Here is a 17,702-nt window from a genome sequence, read left to right on the forward strand (position 1 = left end):
CCATGAAGATGTTCAAGCGCATCCTTCGCATTGTCCTCTACACGCTGCTCATCGTGGTGGCGGCGGCAGTCGGTGCGCTCATCGTGCTGACCAAGACCGAGCGCGGCCGCGACAACCTCGCCGGCATCATCTCAGGTCTGGCGTCGACGGACGATCGCAAGGTCACGGTCAGCGGCATCGACGGCATCTGGTCCGGGGCGCTGACCGTCGATCACGTCGTGCTGGAAGACCGCCAGGGCGCCTGGCTGGTGGCGCGCAAGGTGGCGGTCGACTGGTCGCCATTGGCGCTGCTGTCGAAAAATTTCAACGCCGACCGCATCGCCGCCGAGCGTATCGAACTGGCACGGCTGCCGGTGGCCGGCACGCAGCCGGCCGACCAGAACGGCACCACCAGCTTGCCGGTGTCGCTCGACATCAAGCAGATAGACCTTCCCGAAATCGCGCTCGGACCGGCGCTTGCCGGCACCGGCGTCGCCGAACTGACTGCCAAGGGTGCGCTGAAGGCCGACGCGTCGCCGCTGGCGATCGAGACCAACCTCAACGTCACCCGCCGCGACGGCAAGCAGGGCAATGTCGACGCCAACGTGCATTTCGCACCGGCCGACAACAAGCTCGACCTCGACCTCAAGGCGTCGGAGCCGGCCGGCGGCATCATCGCCAATCTGCTCAACCTGCCGAACGCGCCGCCGGTCGATATCGTGGTCTCCGGCACGGGGCCGCTGGCCAACTGGAGCGGCGTCGGTACCTTCCTCGTCGACGGCAAGATCGTTACCCAGCTCACCGGCCGCCACCAGCTCACCGACAAGGGCAACCATGTCGAGGCCAAGGGCGACGGCGAATTCGATCGTTTCCTGCCCGAGAATCTCAAGCCGCTGTTTGCCGGCAAGACCAGCTTCGACCTCGCCGGCACCGCGACCGTGGCCGGCGGCGTCGATATCGAGCGCGCCAACATCGACAGCGACGCCGTGCACGGCACTGCAGCCGGCATGGTCGATCCGAAAGGCGCCAGCGATCTTTCGGTCGAGCTTGCCGCCAAGGCCAAGCCCATCGTGATCAATGTCGGCAGCAAGGCGCAGCCGATCGTGGTGGCGGTCAACAATGCGACCGCGCGTGCCTTCGGCGATGGCAAGGCGCCGATGATCGATGCCGGCGTCTCGCTGGTCTCGGTGGTGGCGGGTGGCACGCAGCTCAACAATCTGGATGCGCAGATCCATTCCGACCGCTTCGACATCGAGAATCGCAGCGGGCCGGTCAGCGTGAAGCTGGCAGCGGCCGGCCTGAAGACCGATGTGGCGACGCTGGCGCCGCTGATCACCGGCAAGCTGACGGTCGATCTTGCGGGTTCGGTCAGCAAGGACCAGATCTCGCTCGATGAGGGGACGCTGCGCAGCGATGCGCTCAATGCCTCGCTGACCGCCAATGTGGCGCTGGCCGACCTTTCGATGCAGCTCAAGATGAATGCCGATGCGGTGTCGACGGCGCTGCCGCCGCAGATCAGTTCGCTGCTCGGCGAACGGGTCAAGTTCTCGGCGGCCGCGACCCGCGATCCGCAAGGTTCCTTCGCCGCCAATTCGATCTCGCTCACCTCGGGATCGCTCACCGCCAGCGGCACCGCCAGCGCACAAGGCAGCGACATCCAGGCCGACATCAAGGGCACGCTCGGCGATGTGTCGGTGCTGTCGCCGATGGTTGGCGTTCCGGTCGCCGGCGGCGTCAATTTCGCGCTGACGGCAAGCGGCCCACGCACGGCGCCGGATTTCTCGATCTCAGCCAACAGCGAAAGCCTGACGGCGTCGGGCCGCACGGTGAAGGACATCAAACTGACCGCAACGGGGAAGGCCGATATCGCCAATCCCGCCGCCGATGTGTCGCTGACCGGCTCCGCCAACGACCAGTTGCTCGATATCAAGGCGTCGCTGATCACTGCCGACGGCAAGCGGTCGATAAAGGGGCTTAGCCTGTCGCTTGGCGACAACAAGGTGTCGGGCGATCTCGTGCTTGACGACAGCCTGCTGCCGCTGGGCACGCTGACGCTCGCTGCCCCCGATATTGCACCGTTGGCGGCGCTTGGTGGGCAGACGGCAGCCGGCGACATCAACGGCACCATCGCCTTCGCCAAGGACGGCGAAGCGCCCAACGTCACCATCAATGCGGCGAGTGGATCTATCTCGCGCGGCGATTTGGCGGCGAAGCTGATCACTGTCAATGCGCTGATTGCCAACTATCTCAAGAGCCCGGCGATCTCCGGCACGATCAAGGCCGGCAGCGTGACATCGGGAACGACTGTCATCGGCGGCATTGGCGTCGACCTGAAGCGCGACGGCGACTGGACCGGCTTTGCCGGCGGCGCCACCATTGCCGGTATCCCGGCCACGGCCGCGGGCCGGGTGAAGATTGCCGACGGTACGACCAGCGTGGAGATTGCCTCCGGCGAGGCGACCGTTCGCGGCATCAAGGCCGCGATCGCGCAGCCATCGACATTGAGCATCACCAAAGGCGTGACCAGCATCGAGAAACTGGCGCTCGATGTCGGCGGCGGATCGGTCACGCTGTCCGGCACCGCCGGCCAGACGCTCGATCTGGCAGCCACCGTCTCCCAACTGCCGGCAGCGCTTGCCAATGATTTTTCGCGCGGCCTCGACGCTACCGGCACTCTCGGCGGCACGGCGCAGATCACCGGCTCCCCGGCAAATCCCGACATACGCTTCGACGCGCAGCTCAGCGGCGCCGAGACCAGCCAGACCCGCCAGGCGGGGCTTGGGCCGCTCTCTGTCGACGCAGCAGGCAGTTTCACCACGGCCGGCGGGGTGGCACTCGATCATGCGACGCTTTCCGGCGCCCAGATTTCCGGCAAGGCGAGCGGCACCATCAATCCGAATGGCGCCAGCGATTTCGCCCTCGATCTTGCCTCGACCGGTCCGAGCCTGCCGTTAGCGCTTGGCAGCGCCGAAAGCCCGATCAAGCTCGAACTGCAGGCATTGTCGGTGAAGGTCGCCGGGCAAGCTGCGCAGCCGAGGCTGGATATTTCCGCTGTCCTGCCCGCGGTTGCGACCAATTTCACCAAGTCCGAGGGCATCACGCTAGCGCTGCATTCCGATGCCTTCGACGTGAAGAGTCGCACAGGGCCGATTTCCGGAACGGTGACGGCGGAGAAGATCGGGCTGGACAACCCGACCATTGCGCCGCTGATCGCCGGCAAGATCACCGCCAAGGTGGCCGGCAGCCTGGCGGCGGATGCCGTCACCATCGACAGCGGTTCGGTACAGGGTGCGGCGCTGGAAAGCGCCTTCAATGGCCGTGTCTCGCTGGCCGACGGCGCCATAGACCTCAACCTCAAGGCTGACGCCCTGTCGGCGGCGTTGCCGGCAGCGGCGCGCGGCGTGCTGGCCGAGCGGACGCAGCTGAGCGCCGCGCTGAAGCGCGATGCCCATGGCAATGTCACCGCGAACCCGGTCTCGCTGATGTCGGGCGCGCTGACTGCCGTCGGCCAGGCCAGCCTTGCCGACGGCAAGGTCGCCGCCGACATCAAGGGCGCGCTGAGCGACATTTCGCTGCTGTCGAAGGATGCCAAGGGTGCCATCGCCTTCGCGCTGAACGCCCAAGGTGCCGGCACCGCACCCGACCTGTCGCTGACGGTGACCGGCGACCGGCTTTCGGTGGCGGCGCGCGAGATCACCGGGCTGAAGCTGACCGCCACCGGCAAGGCCGATGCCGCCAATCCGGCAGCCAATGTACAACTGACCGGCAATGTCGCGGGACAGGCCCTGCAAGGCAGTGCGGTGCTGGCGACAGCGGACGGCAAGAGCGCCATCAACGGGCTGCTGTTGTCGCTGGGCAAGAACAGGATTTCCGGCGACCTGGCGCTCGACGAGGCGTTCGTGCCGGTCGGCACTGTTGCGCTCGACCTGCCCGACATCGGCCCATTGGCGGCGTTGGCTCTGGAAAAGGCAGAAGGCGATGTGCGCGGCACGATTGCCTTCTCGAAGACCGCAAACGGACCGAACGTCGCCATCAAGGCGACGACCGCCACGATCTCGCGTGGCGACCTCTCGGCCAAGACCGTATCGATCGACGCGCTGATCGCCAACTATCTGGCTGCGCCGGTGATCTCCGGAAAGGTCCGTGCCGACAGCGTCACCTCCGGCACCACCGTCATCAGCAGCATCGATGTCGATCTTACACGCGATGGCGACTGGACGGGCTTTTCCGGCGGCGCCACCGTCAAGGGCATTCCGGCCAAGGCTGCGGGCCGAGTGAAGGTGGCCAACGGCACGACGACCATCGAACTTGCCTCCGGCCAGGCGACGGTGCAGGGGATCAAGGCTGCGATTTCCCAAGCCTCGACGGTGACCATCGCCAATGGCACGACGACATTGGACAAGCTCGTGCTCAACCTTGGCGGCGGCACGGCGACGGTGACGGGCAAGGTCGGCCAGGCGCTCGACCTCAACGCGACACTGTCCAAGGTGCCGGCCTCGCTGGCCAACAGCTTTTCGCCCGGCCTCGCTGCCGCCGGTTCGATCTCTGGCACGGTGAAGGTGGCCGGAGCGCCGGCCAGCCCGGCGATCACCTTCAACATCGACGCCACCGGGGTGCAGACGTCGCAGACCCGCAGCGCCGGCCTCGGCGGACTAAGTGTTTCCTCGTCGGGCAATTTTGCCGGCAAGAAGCTGACGTTCGATGCCAATATCGGCGATGGCGCCGGGCTTGGCCTCAAGGGCGGCGGCACGGTGACGACCGCTGGCACGCCCGCTTTGGTGCTCGATTTCGCAGGGAAGGTGCCGTTCGGCTTCCTGAGCCAGAAACTCGCGGCGCAAGGCCTGTCGCTGACCGGCACGGCCAATCTCAATGTGCAGGTGCGCGGCCCCGCGACCTCGCCGGTGATCGGCGGCACCATCAACACATCCGGCGCGCGTCTGCTCGATGCGCGCTCGGGCCTTGCCGTCAACAACATTGCCGCTGATATCTCGATCGGCGCTGGCGTTGCCAGGATCAACCGGCTGACCGGCACGATGTCGACACGCGGCAGCCTTTCGGCCAGCGGCACGGTCGGCATCAACCCGGCGCAAGGTTTCCCGGCCGACCTGTCGATCAAGCTGGTCGATGGCCGCTACACCGACGGCAGGGTGGTCACCGCCAATCTGAGCGGCGACCTGACCATCAAGGGGCCGTTGACGTCGGCGCCGGTGATTTCCGGCACCGTCAATCTGGCCAAGACCGTGATCACCGTTCCCGAAAAGCTGCCGGGATCGCTGGCGGCGCTCGACGTCAAGCACAAGAACGCGCCGGGTGCGGTGCGTGCGCAGGACAAGGCGCTGCGGCCGGCGGCTGCCAGCAGCGGCGGTGGCAGCGGCCTCAACCTCGATGTCACCATCCACGCGCCGAACCAGATCTTCATCCAGGGCAGGGGCGTCGACGCCGAGCTTGGCGGCTCGCTCAAGCTGACCGGCCCGGCATCGTCGCCGCAAGCGGTCGGCACCTTCACCTTGCAGCGCGGGCGGCTGTCGATCCTCGGCAAGCGGCTGACCTTCACCGAAGGCACGGTCGGCTTCTCGGGCTCGCTGGTGCCTTACCTCAACCTCACGGCCACCACGACGACGACCAGCGCCACCGTCACCATTCTGGTGTCGGGCGAAGCGACCAATCCGAAATTCACCTTCTCGTCGGTCCCAGCGCTGCCGGAAGACGAGGTGCTGGCGCAGCTGATCTTTGGCCGCTCGATGTCGAACCTGTCGCCGCTGCAGATCGCGCAGCTGGCCGAAGCCGCGGGGCAATTGGCCGGGATCGGCGGCTCGACGTCGCTGCTCGAAAACCTGCGCAGCGCGATCGGCGTCGACGATCTCGATGTGACCACGGACGACAAGGGCGGCACATCGGTCTCGGCGGGCAAGTACTTGAACGACCGCACCTATGTGACGATCCAGAAGGGCGACAAGCCGGGTTCGGGCAAGGCGACGATCGATCTCAATGTCGGACGCGGCGTCAAATTGCGCGGCGAAGCCAATGACGCCGGCGAGGCCAAGGGCGGTATTTTCTACGAACGCGAATATTGAGGCATTAACCTCGTCATGAGGCTTGCTACGTCGAGGGACGGCGCTTCCCCAACCCTTCCGAATGTCTCGGTTTAATCGATCGCAGCGATTCGAACGAAATCCACCGGGCAGTAGCAAATTTGCGTCAAGACTGTCGTTATCGCGCGAACCGCCTTCCTTCCAAAGTTGCACATTCCCTAACATGTTCCCAATCCGTGCCGTCTTTGACATCACGGCCCGGATGCGGAATGGTAAAAGGCAGAAAGCCAACAATGGGAGTTAGTCATGACAATCTACAAGAGTAATGGCGATCGGGTTCCGGATCACATCCTGGCCATGGCCGAAGAAGCCAAGGCAGGCACAGTGGATCGCCGTGAGTTTCTCGCTTTGGCGAGCGTCTTCGGCGCGTCGACGGCGATGGCCTATGGAATGCTCGGCCTGGCAGTGCCGACCGAGGCGCGAGCCGAAGATGCTCCCAAGAAGGGCGGCATCCTGAAGGTCGCCCAGTGGGTCAAGGATCCCAAGGATCCGCGCAAGTCCGACTGGTCGGAAATCGCCAATGCCGAGCGCCAGGCGCTCGAGCCGCTGGTCAAATACACCACCGAATACACGTTCCGCCCCTATCTGCTCGAGAGCTGGGATGTGAATGACGATGCCACCGAATATGTGCTGCATGTGCGCAAGGGCGTGACCTGGCACAATGGCGATGCGTTCACCGCCGACGACGTGGTGCACAATTTCAACCGCTGGGGCGAAAAGGCCGCCGAAGGCAATTCCATGCCCGGCCGCCTTGGCACGCTGTTCGACGACAAGACCGGCAAGCTGCGTGAAGGCGCGGTGACCAAGGTCGACGACATGACCGTCAAGCTGTCGCTGACCAAGCCCGACATCTCGATCATTCCCGGCATTTGCGACTATGTCGCTCTCGTCGTCCACAAGAGCTTCGACGAGAAAGGCGGCGATTTCAAAGCCTGTCCGATCGGCACCGGTCCGTTCGAGCTCGTCTCCTACGACGTCGGCCAGAAGGTGGTCTACAAGCGCCGCGCCGACAACAAGTGGTGGGATGGCGACGTCTATCTCGACGGCATCGAATTCATCGACTACGGCACCGATCCGGCCGCCATGGTCAGCGCCTTCGAAGCGGGTGAAGTCCACACCAATTTCGAGACGTCGGCCGACTATGTGTCGATCCTCGACGGCATGAGCCTGGTCAAGTCCGAAGTCGTCACCGCCTCGACCATCGTCTGCCGCACCAACGTCAACAACAAGCCTTACGACAATGAGAAGGTGCGCAAGGCGCTGCAGCTCGGCGTCGACAACAATGTCGTGCTCCAGCTGGGCTACGGCAATGCCGGTTCGGTCGCCGAAAACCACCATGTCTGCCAGATCCATCCGGAGTATTTCGAGCTGCCGAAAGTCGCTCGCGATCCGGCCAAGGCGAAGGCGCTGATGGCAGAGGCCGGCCAGGCCGACTTCGAGCACGAGCTGATCACAGTCGACGAGGACTGGCACAAGAACACCGGCGACGCCATCGCCGCGCAGTTGCGCGACGCCGGCATCAAGGTGAAGCGCACGGTGCTGCCGGGCTCGACGTTCTGGAACGACTGGCTGAAATATCCGCTGTCGATGACCAACTGGAACATGCGTCCGCTCGGCGTCCAGGTTCTGGCGCTGGCCTACCGCACCGGAGAGGCCTGGAACGAGTGTGCGTGGTCAAACCCCGACTGGGACGCCAAGCTCAACGCCGCGCTTTCGGTCGCCGACGCGGCCAAGCGCAAGGAGATGATGAAGGACATCGAGCAGATCCTGCAGGATTCCGGCATCATCATCCAGCCTTACTGGCGCAAGCTCTACAGCCACTCGGTTGCCGCCGTTAAGAACTACAAGATGCATCCGACGTTCGAGCGCGACTACGGCAAGATCTGGCTCGACCAGGCGTGATCGCACCAATCGGGGAAGGGGCGGTTCGTCCCTTCCCCCTTACTGCTTGCATGAATCCAAACCGGAAGTCGGCGCAGCAAAAAGTTGCGGACGCCTGCGGCGAAGTCGTGCAATAAAACAGGGTTGATTGCATCCGAGGGCCTGTTTGACAGCCAGTTTTGCCATCGCGGCTGAGATGGTTTTCCGGCAGGCTCCAACCCCAACCAGACCGGCAGGGGACCGCCATGCTTTCTTTCGTTCTCAGGCGTCTCGGCACCATGGCATTGACGATGCTGTGCCTGACGATGATCGTCTTCTTCCTGATCAATCTCGATCCGAACCTGAAGAAGCTGGCGATCAGCCAGACCGAAATGCATACTTCCGCCGAGCAGCTGGAAAACTGGCTGGCCGAACATGGCTACCGGCAGAACTTCTTCGTCCGCTACGGCCAGTGGCTCGGCCTGATGCCCAAGCAGCCGGTGACGGACCCCGCCACAGGCAAGCCTGCGCAGCGTTTCTCCTTCTGCAATGATCCACTGGTGCCAACCTTCTCCGGCATCCTGCAAGGCGATTTCGGCTGCTCGACCAAGTTCAAGACCACTGTGGCGTCGAAGCTGTTTCCGGCTTTGAGCGCCACCGGCATCCTGATGCTCTGTGTGCTGCTGGTCATGGTGCCGATCTCGCTCTTGATCGGTATTCTTGCCGGCATGCGCGAGGGGTCACGAACCGATCGGGTGCTATCGGTGGCCTCGATTGCGTCGACGGCGACGCCCGAATATGTGTCGGGCGTCATCTTCACCGTCATCTTCGCCTCGTGGCTCGGCTGGCTGAACGGTTCTGCGGCCTCGGCAAGCCAGGGCATAACCTTCTACAATTTCACGCTGCCTGTGATGACGCTGGCGATCTACGGCATCGGCTACATCGCCCGCATGACGCGCGCCTCGATGGTCGAGGTGATGACGCAGCAATATATCCGCACCGCCCGGCTGAAGGGCCTCTCCTTCGGCAGCGTGGTGGTCAAGCATGCGCTGCGCAACGCGCTGATCGCGCCGTTCACGGTCATCATGCTGCAATTTCCCTGGCTGCTCACCGGCGTCGTCATCGTCGAGGTGATGTTCCGCTACCAGGGCTTTGGCTACACGCTGGTCGAGGCGGCCGGCAACAACGACATCGATCTTTTGCTCGGTTGTTCGCTGGTCTCGGTGTTCATCGTCCTGATCACCCAGCTCATTTCCGATGTCGGCTACGCGTTCCTCAATCCGCGTATCAGAGTTCAGTAGGGGGTCGGGCGGATGCAGGTCGAATATATCGGTGCCTTCAATGTCGTGCTCGGCGTGATTGCGCGTTTCTGGCCGGTCTGGTTAGGGCTTGCCCTGGTGATGGGGGCGAGCTTCGCCTACAAGAAGAGGCTCGGCCTCTACGGCCAGCTGTTCGACAGCGGCGTCGGCATTGTCGGTGTCGGCATCTGCCTGTTCTGGCTGTTCACGGCGATCTTCGCGTCGACCATCTCGCCTTTCAATCCGCTCGACCAGATCGTGGTCATGAAGGATGCGCTGCCGGGTGCGATCGAGCCGGCATCGAAACTCATCTACTACTTCGGCGGCGACAAGCTTGCCCGCGATGTGTTCAGCCGCATGGTCTATGGCAGCCAGATCGTGCTGATCATCGCGCCGGCGGCGACGGGGTTTGCGCTGATGGTTGGCATCACGCTCGGCCTGCCGGCCGGCTACTATGGCGGCAAGATCGACACCGTGCTGTCGTTCCTCGCCAATCTGGTGCTGGCCTTCCCGGTGATCCTGCTGTTCTACCTGCTGGTGACGCCGGGTATCATGGACACGCCGATCCCCTACGGCATGGCCGGGCTGTTCTTCATGTTCCCGATCATCTTCTTCAGCGTGCTGTTCTGGACGCGCTACAAGAACCGGCCCGACCGCCTCTACATCCTTCTCGGGCTGACGCTGATCATCGGCGGCTGGGTCTATCTCGGCCTGGTCTTCGATGCCGATCCGTTCAAGATCATCCACATCGATCCCAACCAGCTCAACATCTTCGTCGCGGTGGTGTTCGCCTCCAGTCCCGGCGTGTTCCGCATCGTGCGTGGCCTGGTCATGGACATCAAGACCCGCGACTATGTGGCGGCGGCGCAGACGCGCGGTGAATCGCCCTGGTACATCATGCTATGGGAGATTCTGCCCAATGCGCGCGGACCGCTGATCGTCGATGCCTGCCTGCGCATCGGCTACACCACCATCCTGCTCGGCACGCTCGGCTATTTCGGCCTTGGCCTGGCGCCGGAAAGCCCGGACTGGGGCACCGCGATCAAGGACGCCAGCCGGCTGCTGCGCTCCTTCATCCACCCGGCGCTGCCGCCGACGATCGCGCTGATGTCGTTCGTGCTCGGCTTGAACCTGCTCGCCGACTCGTTGCGCGAACAATCGATGAAAGACTGATCCGCGGGTTTCGGCCCGACGCGCCTGAAAGAAATTGGATTGGAGCGACCCATGAATGAGGCAGTTCGAAATCCCGGCAAGCCGACCCCTGGGCCAACCGCTGCGCCGATCATCGAGATCGAGAACCTGTCGATCTCCTTCTTCACCCGCAAGGGCGAGATCCCGGCGGTCATGGATTTTTCCTGCACGGTCATGCCGGGCGAGGCTATGGGCATTGTCGGTGAATCCGGTTGCGGCAAGTCGACCGTGTCGCTCGGCATCATGCGCGACCTCTCCAACATCGGAAAGATCGTCGGCGGCAAGATCAAGTTCCAGGGCAAGGACATGGGCGAGCTTTCCGATGAGGAGCTGCGCGCCATCCGCGGCAACAAGATCGCCATGATCTACCAGGAGCCGATGGCGAGCCTCAATCCGGCGATGAAGGTCGGCCAGCAATTGATGGAAGTGCCGCTGATCCACGACAAGGTGTCGAAGGAAGAGGCGTACAAACGCGCGCTGGACATGGTGCGCTCGGTCAAGCTGCCCGATCCCGAGCGCATGATGCGTTCCTACCCGCATCAGCTTTCCGGCGGCCAGCAGCAGCGCATCGTCATCGCCATGGCACTGCTGTCGAAGCCGGCGCTGCTTTTGCTCGACGAGCCGACGACGGCGCTGGACGTGACGGTGGAGGCCGGCATCGTCGACCTAGTCAAGGGGCTCGGCGAGAAGTTCGGCACGTCGATGATCTTCGTGTCGCACAATCTCGGCCTGATCCTGGAGACCTGCGACCGCATCACGGTGATGTATTCGGGCGAAGCGGTGGAGACCGGCAAGATCAAGGACGTCTTCGACCGGATGCGCCATCCCTATACGCAGGGCTTGTTCCGCTCGATCCCGCTGCCGGGCGCCGACAAGAACTCACGGCCGCTGATCTCCATTCCCGGGCAATTGCCGCTGCCGCATGAGCGGCCCAAGGGCTGCAATTTCGGTCCGCGCTGCCACCATTTCGTCGAGGGGGTCTGCAACGCCGCCGAAATCCCGATGATCGAAGTCGCGGGACATGAAGGCCATTTTTCGCGCTGCGTGCGCTTCAACGAGATCGATTGGGAAGCGCTGCCGCCCGGTGCCAAGAAGGTCAACGAGCGGGTCGTGCCCGGCGCGCCGGTGCTCAAGATCGAAGACCTCAGGAAATACTATAAGGTCGGCGGCAGCGAAGTGTTCGGCTCGAGCGAGGGCCGCGTCGTCAAGGCCAACGAGACGATCTCGTTCATGGCGCGCGAATCCGAGACCGTCGCCATCGTCGGCGAATCCGGCTGCGGAAAGTCGACACTGGCCAAGGTGCTGCTCGGGCTGGAGACGGCAAGTTCGGGCACAGTGACCCTCGGCAACAAGGAGATCCAGTCGACCGGCATCGAAAAGCGCAGTGTCGAAACCGTGTCGTCGATCCAGATGGTGTTCCAGAATCCGTTCGACACGCTGAACCCCAGCCACTCGGTCGGCTCGCAGATCATCCGCACGCTGGAAAAGTTCAACGTCGGCAACACTGTGGCCGACCGCCGCAAGCGCATGCTGGAACTGCTCGATTTGGTGAAGCTACCGCGGGCGTTCGAAACCCGCAAGCCGCGCCAGCTTTCCGGCGGCCAGAAGCAGCGCATCGGCGTGGCGCGGGCCTTCGCCGGCGATGCCAAGGTGGTGGTGGCCGACGAGCCGGTGTCGGCACTCGACGTGTCGGTGCAGGCGGCGGTGACCGAGCTGCTGATGGACATCCAGCGCAAGAACAAGACGACGATGCTGTTCATCAGCCACGATCTGTCGGTGGTGCGCTACATCGCCGACCGCGTCGTCGTGATGTATCTCGGCTATATCGTCGAGCAGGGCACGACCGACCAGATCTTTTCGCCGCCCTATCACCCCTATACCGAGGCGCTGCTGTCGGCGATTCCTATCGCCGATACCAGCGTGGTGAAACGGCATATAGTGCTGGAGGGCGACATCCCGTCGGCGATGAACCCGCCCTCAGGCTGTCCGTTCCAGACCCGCTGCGGCTACAAGAAGCTGGTGCCGGACAATCTGTGCGAGACCAAGGTGCCGCCGGTCAAACATCTCGGCGACGGCCATATGAGCCTGTGCTGGCTGGCCGACGACGTGCTGGCCAAGATGGAGCCGGTGATCAAATTCGACAAGGAACATGCCGCGCATGAAGGCGTGCCGGAAGACGCGCCCCATATCACTGGGCCGGGTTCGACAGGAACGGCGCCCAAACGGCCGCGTGGCAAATCGTCGACCGCGGCAGCGGACGAGATCGGCGATGCCGTGGAGCAGGGCCAGGCTGGGATGCGAGCCCGTCGCCTCAAAGTAGTCGACGAGGCTTCCGAAACCGGTGTTAAAAAGCCGAAAGATACGACAAGGCGGCACTAAACCGGGAAAGGTGCTAGTTTTCGCATTGCCGTAGCTGCGCGGCATAGTCGCGGGCCATCTTTTCGGTGGCCCGGGCATAGCCTTGGACGCCGGCGTCGCCGCGGTTGCCGCGCTGATAGGCGGTCCAGCCGAGATAGTAGGCCAGGTATAGATTGTAGGTGTCGTTGCGGGCGACGCCAAAGGTGTCTGCTGTCTTTGAATGATACCAGCCGACGAAATCGACGGCATCGGCAAATTTCGTCCGCCGCGCCGCCCAGTTGCCGGTCTCGCTCTGATATTGCGACCAGGTGCCGTCCAGCGCCTGCGAAAAGCCGGTGGCGCTGGAGACATGGGTCCACGGAATGAAGCCCAAGAGCTTGGTGCGCGGCGGCCTGGCGTTGCTCTTGAAGCCGGATTCCTTGCGCACCGTCGCCATCAGCACGGGAATCGGTATGCCGTATTTCTGCTCGGCGCGCTCGGCCGCCGCCTGCCAGTTGTCGAACCAGCCATCGTTCTGATCGAAGACGGCGCAGACATCGTTGATGTGGCTTGGCGGCGTCGCGCAGGCCGACAGCGCCAGCAGCACGCAAACAGCTACAATTTTACTAAAACTCGACCTGACCATGGGAAGACGAATAGGCCGAAAACATAAAGGGAATCTTGCCGCGTTCGTTAACGGCTTGCGGAGCGCTTTGGGTCGAACAGGCCAAGTATCAATATTTCGACCTTTTTTGGCGTTTTTGTCTGACTGGTATCCCTAAAATGCCGCCTTGGCTAAAATCACGCCTGCGAATGGCGTATTTCTGACAGCCTGACCAATGTGCCAAGGCTTTGATGCGGGGCATGACCGAACCGAGACGCAAGCGCGGCGCCGAGCGAACCAGCAACAGGGGTCCCGCCGCTATCCCGCAACTGCCGCTCAGGCGCGTGACCAATCCCTATCCGCCGATGGCGATGCTCTCAGTCGACCAGATCGAGGCGATCCACCAGGCATCGATGCACATTCTGGAGAATTTCGGCATCGAGGTGATGAGCCCGCGGGCGCTGTCGCTGTTCGAGAAGGCGGGCGCCGGGGTCGATCACGCGACGGCCAATGTCCGCATCGATCGCGGCATGATCGAAGAAGTGCTGAAGACGACACAGTCCAGCTACCGGCTTACACCGCGCAATCCGGCCCATGCCGTCCATCTCGGCGGCAACACCATCAATTTCACGCTCGTCGCCGGCCCACCCAATGTGCATGACATGGAACGCGGCCGGCGCGCCGGCAATTTGCGCGACTATGCGGACCTCACCCGGCTGGCGCAGCATTTCAACTGCATCCACATGCTCGGCAACCAGGTCTGCGCGCCGGTGGAACTGCCGGCCAACGCCCGCCATCTCGACACCTATTTCACCAATCTGACGCTGACCGACAAAAGCTTCCATGTCTCGGCCATCGGCCGGGGCAGGGCGCTGGACGGCATCGAGATGATGGCGATCGCGCGCGGGATGACGCTCGACCAGATGCGCGACGATCCTGGCGTCACCACTATCATCTCTGTCAACTCGCCGCGCCGCTTTGACGAGATGATGGCCGAAGGGCTGATGACTGTGGCCGAGTTCGGCCAGTCGGTGGCGGTGACGCCGTTCACGCTGATGGGGGCGATGAGCCCGGTGACGTTGGCCGGTGCGCTGGCGCAGCAGAACGCCGAGGCGCTGTTCGGCGTCGTGCTGACGCAGCTTGTGCGCCCCGGTGCGCCGGTGATGTACGGCGCCTTCACGTCCAATGTCGACATGAAGTCGGGCGCGCCGGCCTTCGGCACGCCGGAAAACACCAAGGCCAACATCGCCTCGGGGCAGTTGGCGCGGCGCTACAATCTGCCCTACCGCACCACGCCCGGCTCGGCCTCCAACGCCGCCGACGCGCAAGGCGCCTACGAGACGCTGATGGCACTGTGGGGCGCGGTGCTCGGCCACGGCAACCTCGTCTATCACGCCGCCGGCTGGCAGGAGGGCGGGCTGACGGCGTCGTTCGAAAAATTCATCATCGATGTCGAAATGATCCAGCACATGATGGAGTTCTTGCGTCCGATCGAAGTCAACGAGGCGGAGCTTGCCGTCGAGGCGCTGGGCGCGGTGCCGACCGGCGGTCACTTCTTCGGCGAGCCGCACACGCTGGAACGCTACGCCACCGCCTTCTACCAGCCGATGCTGTCCAACTGGCAAAATTACGAGGCGTGGCAGGAGGCCGGCGGGCTCGACGCCACGGCGCGGGCGACGCGGCTATGGAAGAAGGCGCTGGAAGACTATGTCGAGCCGGTGATGGACATTGCCGTGCGCGAGGCGCTGGAGGCCTATGTGGCCAAGCGCAAGGAAGCGATCGGGCAGGGCGAGCCGTGATGCCTCCCATTCAGAATCCACTCACTCATCCAACTCATTGATATCAGAGAAAAATCCATGAAATCGCATGCAAAGGTCGTGGTCATTGGCGGTGGCGTCGTTGGATGCTCGGTGCTGTTCCATCTGGCACGCCATGGCTGGAACGACGTGGTGCTTTTGGAGCGGGACGAGCTGACATCCGGCTCGACCTGGCACGCGGCCGGCGGCATGCACACGATCAATGGCGACCCCAACGTCGCCAAGTTGCAGAAATACACGATCTCGCTCTACAAGGAGATCGAGGAACTGTCGGGACAGGCGACCGGGGTGCACCTGACCGGCGGCGTTTTGCTGGCGGCGACTGAGGCGCGGCTCGACTGGCTGCGCGGCGTGGTCGCCAAGGGGCGCTACCTCGGCATCGACCTCGAAGAGATCTCGCCCAACGAGGCGGCCGAACTGATGCCGCTGCTCGACCCAAAACAGTTCGTTGGCGCTGTACGCAACAAGGAGGACGGCCATCTCGATCCGTCGGGCGTCACGCATGCCTATGCCAAGGCCGCGCGGAAGCTTGGCGCGGAGGTCGAGCGCTTCACCAAGGTCGAAGACATCGTGCGGCGTGCCGACGGCCTATGGCGCGTCATCACCAACAAGGGCGAAGTGGTGACCGAGCATATTGTCAATGCCGGCGGCCTGTGGGCGCGCGAGGTCGGCCGCATGGTCGGGCTGGAACTGCCGGTGCTGGCGATGGAGCACATGTATCTGATCACCGAGGACATGCCGGAGGTCGCCGCCTGGAACGCCAAGACCGGGACGGAGATCATCCATGCGGTCGATTTCGACGGCGAGCTCTACCTGCGCCAGGAGCGCGGCGGCATGCTGATGGGCACCTATGAGAAGGCCAACAAGCCGTGGTCGGAATTCCAGACCCCGTGGAATTTCGGCCACGAATTGCTGGAGCCCGACATTGATCGCATCGCGCCGTCGCTCGAGGTCGGCTTCCGGCATTTCCCGGCTTTTCAGAACACCGGCATCAAGCAGATCATCAACGGCCCCTTCACCTTCGCGCCCGATGGCAATCCGCTGGTCGGGCCGGTGCGCGGTCTTCCGGGTTTCTGGGTCGCCTGCGGCGTCATGGCCGGCTTCTCCCAGGGCGGTGGTGTCGGCCTGGCCCTGTCGAACTGGATGATCGAGGGCGATCCCGGCGCCGACATCTGGGCGATGGACGTTTCGCGCTATGGCGATTGGGCGACAATGGCCTACACCAACGCCAAGGTGCGAGAGAATTATTCACGACGCTTTTCCATCCGCTTCCCCAATGAGGAACTGCCCGCCGGGCGGCCGCTGAAGACGACGCCGGTCTACGATCTCCTGTCGGCCAAGGGTGCGCAGTGGGGCGTCGCGTATGGGCTGGAAGTGCCGCTGTGGTATGCGCCGGACGGGGTCAAGGATGAGTTCTCATGGCGGCGCTCGAGCGATTTCACCCATGTCGCCAGGGAGGTCGAGACCGTCCGCGAAGCTGTTGGCCTGGCGGAGATTTCGAGCTTCGCCAAGTACAAGGTGACGGGCGAGGGCGCAGCAAGTTGGCTCGACCGTATCCTCGCATGCAAGCTACCGAAAACAGGCCGCATGACGCTGGCGCCGATGCTGAAGGAGGACGGCAGGCTGATCGGTGATTTTACCCTCGCCAATATCGGCGACGGTGAATGGTTCATCGCCGGTTCCGGTGTCGCCGAGCAGTACCATATGCGCTGGTTCGAGGCGCATCTGCCTGCCGACGGCTCGGTTCGCATCGAAGCGCTGGCGCAAAAGCTCACCGGCCTCGCAATCGCCGGCCCGAAGGCGAGGGAGGTGCTGGCGAAAGCCACCCGCGCGGATGTCTCCAATGCCGCGCTCCCGTTCATGGCGGTTGCAAAAATGGATATCGGCATGGCGCCGTGTCTGGTCGGCCGCGTCAGTTACACCGGCGACCTTGGCTACGAGATCTGGGTGGCGCCGGAATATCAGCGCGCCGCCTATCAGGCGCTGATGGCGGCGGGAGAAGAGTTCGACATCGGCCTGTTCGGCTCGCGGGCGCTCAACGCGCTGCGGCTGGAGAAGAACTACGGCTCCTGGGCGCGTGAATACCGGCCGATCTACGGACCGCTGGAAGCCGGTCTCGACCGTTTTGTCGCCTATGGCAAGGAGGCCTACTTCATCGGCAAGCAGGCAGCACTCGCCGAGCGCAAGCAAGGCGGCAGACTACGGCTGCGCGCCTTTGTCGTCGAAGCAATCGATGCGGATGTCATCGGCGACGAGCCGATCTGGTTCGACGGCGCCGTGCGCGGCTGGGTCACCTCAGGCGGCTACGCGCATCATTCGAAAAAGTCCGTTGCGCTCGGCTATGTGCCAAAGGAGATTGCCGACGCGACCGACGGTTTCGAAATCGAACTTTTGGGCAAGCGTCATGCCGCGCGCATGCAGCCGACGCCGCTGTTCGACGCCAATTTCGAAAGGATGCGCGCCTGAAGCGCTTCGGCTTCGCCGATGCGCTTCAGCTTCCTGTTTTGTGCATGCCGTTATCCCA

The 17,702-nt window shown here is 63.6% G+C and carries 8 protein-coding genes; 7 read left to right on the forward strand and 1 reads right to left on the reverse strand.

The window, feature by feature from the left end:
* Positions 1-2: 2 nt before the first annotated feature.
* From AC1D0N_RS13200 to AC1D0N_RS13220, 5 genes are all read left to right on the forward strand, one after another.
* The gene (locus tag AC1D0N_RS13200) at positions 3-6,053 is read left to right on the forward strand and encodes a translocation/assembly module TamB domain-containing protein (RefSeq protein ID WP_477244472.1); all 6,051 of its coding nucleotides are present in this window, start codon (positions 3-5) and stop codon (positions 6,051-6,053) included.
* A 264-nt stretch (positions 6,054-6,317) separates the two neighbouring features.
* Positions 6,318-7,973 (forward strand): ABC transporter substrate-binding protein, encoded by a 1,656-nt coding sequence (locus AC1D0N_RS13205; protein WP_477244474.1) that lies wholly within the window; start codon positions 6,318-6,320, stop codon positions 7,971-7,973.
* 224 nt (positions 7,974-8,197) lie between these two features.
* Positions 8,198-9,232, forward strand: coding sequence for an ABC transporter permease (locus AC1D0N_RS13210; protein WP_477244476.1), 1,035 nt, complete (start codon positions 8,198-8,200; stop codon positions 9,230-9,232).
* Positions 9,233-9,244: 12 nt separating this feature from the next.
* Positions 9,245-10,402: an ABC transporter permease gene (locus AC1D0N_RS13215; protein WP_477244478.1), complete on the forward strand. Its 1,158-nt coding sequence runs from the start codon at positions 9,245-9,247 to the stop codon at positions 10,400-10,402.
* Positions 10,403-10,453: 51 nt separating this feature from the next.
* Positions 10,454-12,799: a dipeptide ABC transporter ATP-binding protein gene (locus tag AC1D0N_RS13220; RefSeq protein ID WP_477244480.1), complete on the forward strand. Its 2,346-nt coding sequence runs from the start codon at positions 10,454-10,456 to the stop codon at positions 12,797-12,799.
* A 13-nt stretch (positions 12,800-12,812) separates the two neighbouring features.
* Here the strand turns inward: AC1D0N_RS13220 and AC1D0N_RS13225 are convergent, their stop codons facing one another.
* Complete coding sequence (locus tag AC1D0N_RS13225; protein WP_477244482.1) at positions 12,813-13,403, reverse strand: transglycosylase SLT domain-containing protein; 591 nt, start codon at positions 13,401-13,403, stop codon at positions 12,813-12,815.
* A 218-nt stretch (positions 13,404-13,621) separates the two neighbouring features.
* Here AC1D0N_RS13225 and AC1D0N_RS13230 point away from each other — a divergent pair, with 218 nt between their 5' ends.
* Both AC1D0N_RS13230 and AC1D0N_RS13235 read left to right on the forward strand, forming a co-directional pair.
* Positions 13,622-15,160 (forward strand): trimethylamine methyltransferase family protein, encoded by a 1,539-nt coding sequence (locus AC1D0N_RS13230; protein WP_477244484.1) that lies wholly within the window; start codon positions 13,622-13,624, stop codon positions 15,158-15,160.
* Positions 15,161-15,217: 57 nt separating this feature from the next.
* Positions 15,218-17,644, forward strand: a complete 2,427-nt coding sequence (locus AC1D0N_RS13235; protein ID WP_477244486.1) for a GcvT family protein — start codon at positions 15,218-15,220, stop codon at positions 17,642-17,644.
* Positions 17,645-17,702: the final 58 nt, after the last annotated feature.

The organism is Mesorhizobium sp. P2_E10, from assembly GCF_056404235.1.

Bases quoted from the DNA above. Each gene is read 5' to 3' on its own strand.
- AC1D0N_RS13200 (WP_477244472.1), top strand. From the start codon at position 3: ATGAAGATGTTCAAGCGCATCCTTCGCATTGTCCTCTACACGCTGCTC.
- AC1D0N_RS13205 (WP_477244474.1), top strand. From the start codon at position 6,318: ATGACAATCTACAAGAGTAATGGCGATCGGGTTCCGGATCACATCCTG.
- AC1D0N_RS13210 (WP_477244476.1), top strand. From the start codon at position 8,198: ATGCTTTCTTTCGTTCTCAGGCGTCTCGGCACCATGGCATTGACGATG.
- AC1D0N_RS13215 (WP_477244478.1), top strand. From the start codon at position 9,245: ATGCAGGTCGAATATATCGGTGCCTTCAATGTCGTGCTCGGCGTGATT.
- AC1D0N_RS13220 (WP_477244480.1), top strand. From the start codon at position 10,454: ATGAATGAGGCAGTTCGAAATCCCGGCAAGCCGACCCCTGGGCCAACC.
- AC1D0N_RS13225 (WP_477244482.1), bottom strand. From the start codon at position 13,403: ATGGTCAGGTCGAGTTTTAGTAAAATTGTAGCTGTTTGCGTGCTGCTG.
- AC1D0N_RS13230 (WP_477244484.1), top strand. From the start codon at position 13,622: ATGACCGAACCGAGACGCAAGCGCGGCGCCGAGCGAACCAGCAACAGG.
- AC1D0N_RS13235 (WP_477244486.1), top strand. From the start codon at position 15,218: ATGAAATCGCATGCAAAGGTCGTGGTCATTGGCGGTGGCGTCGTTGGA.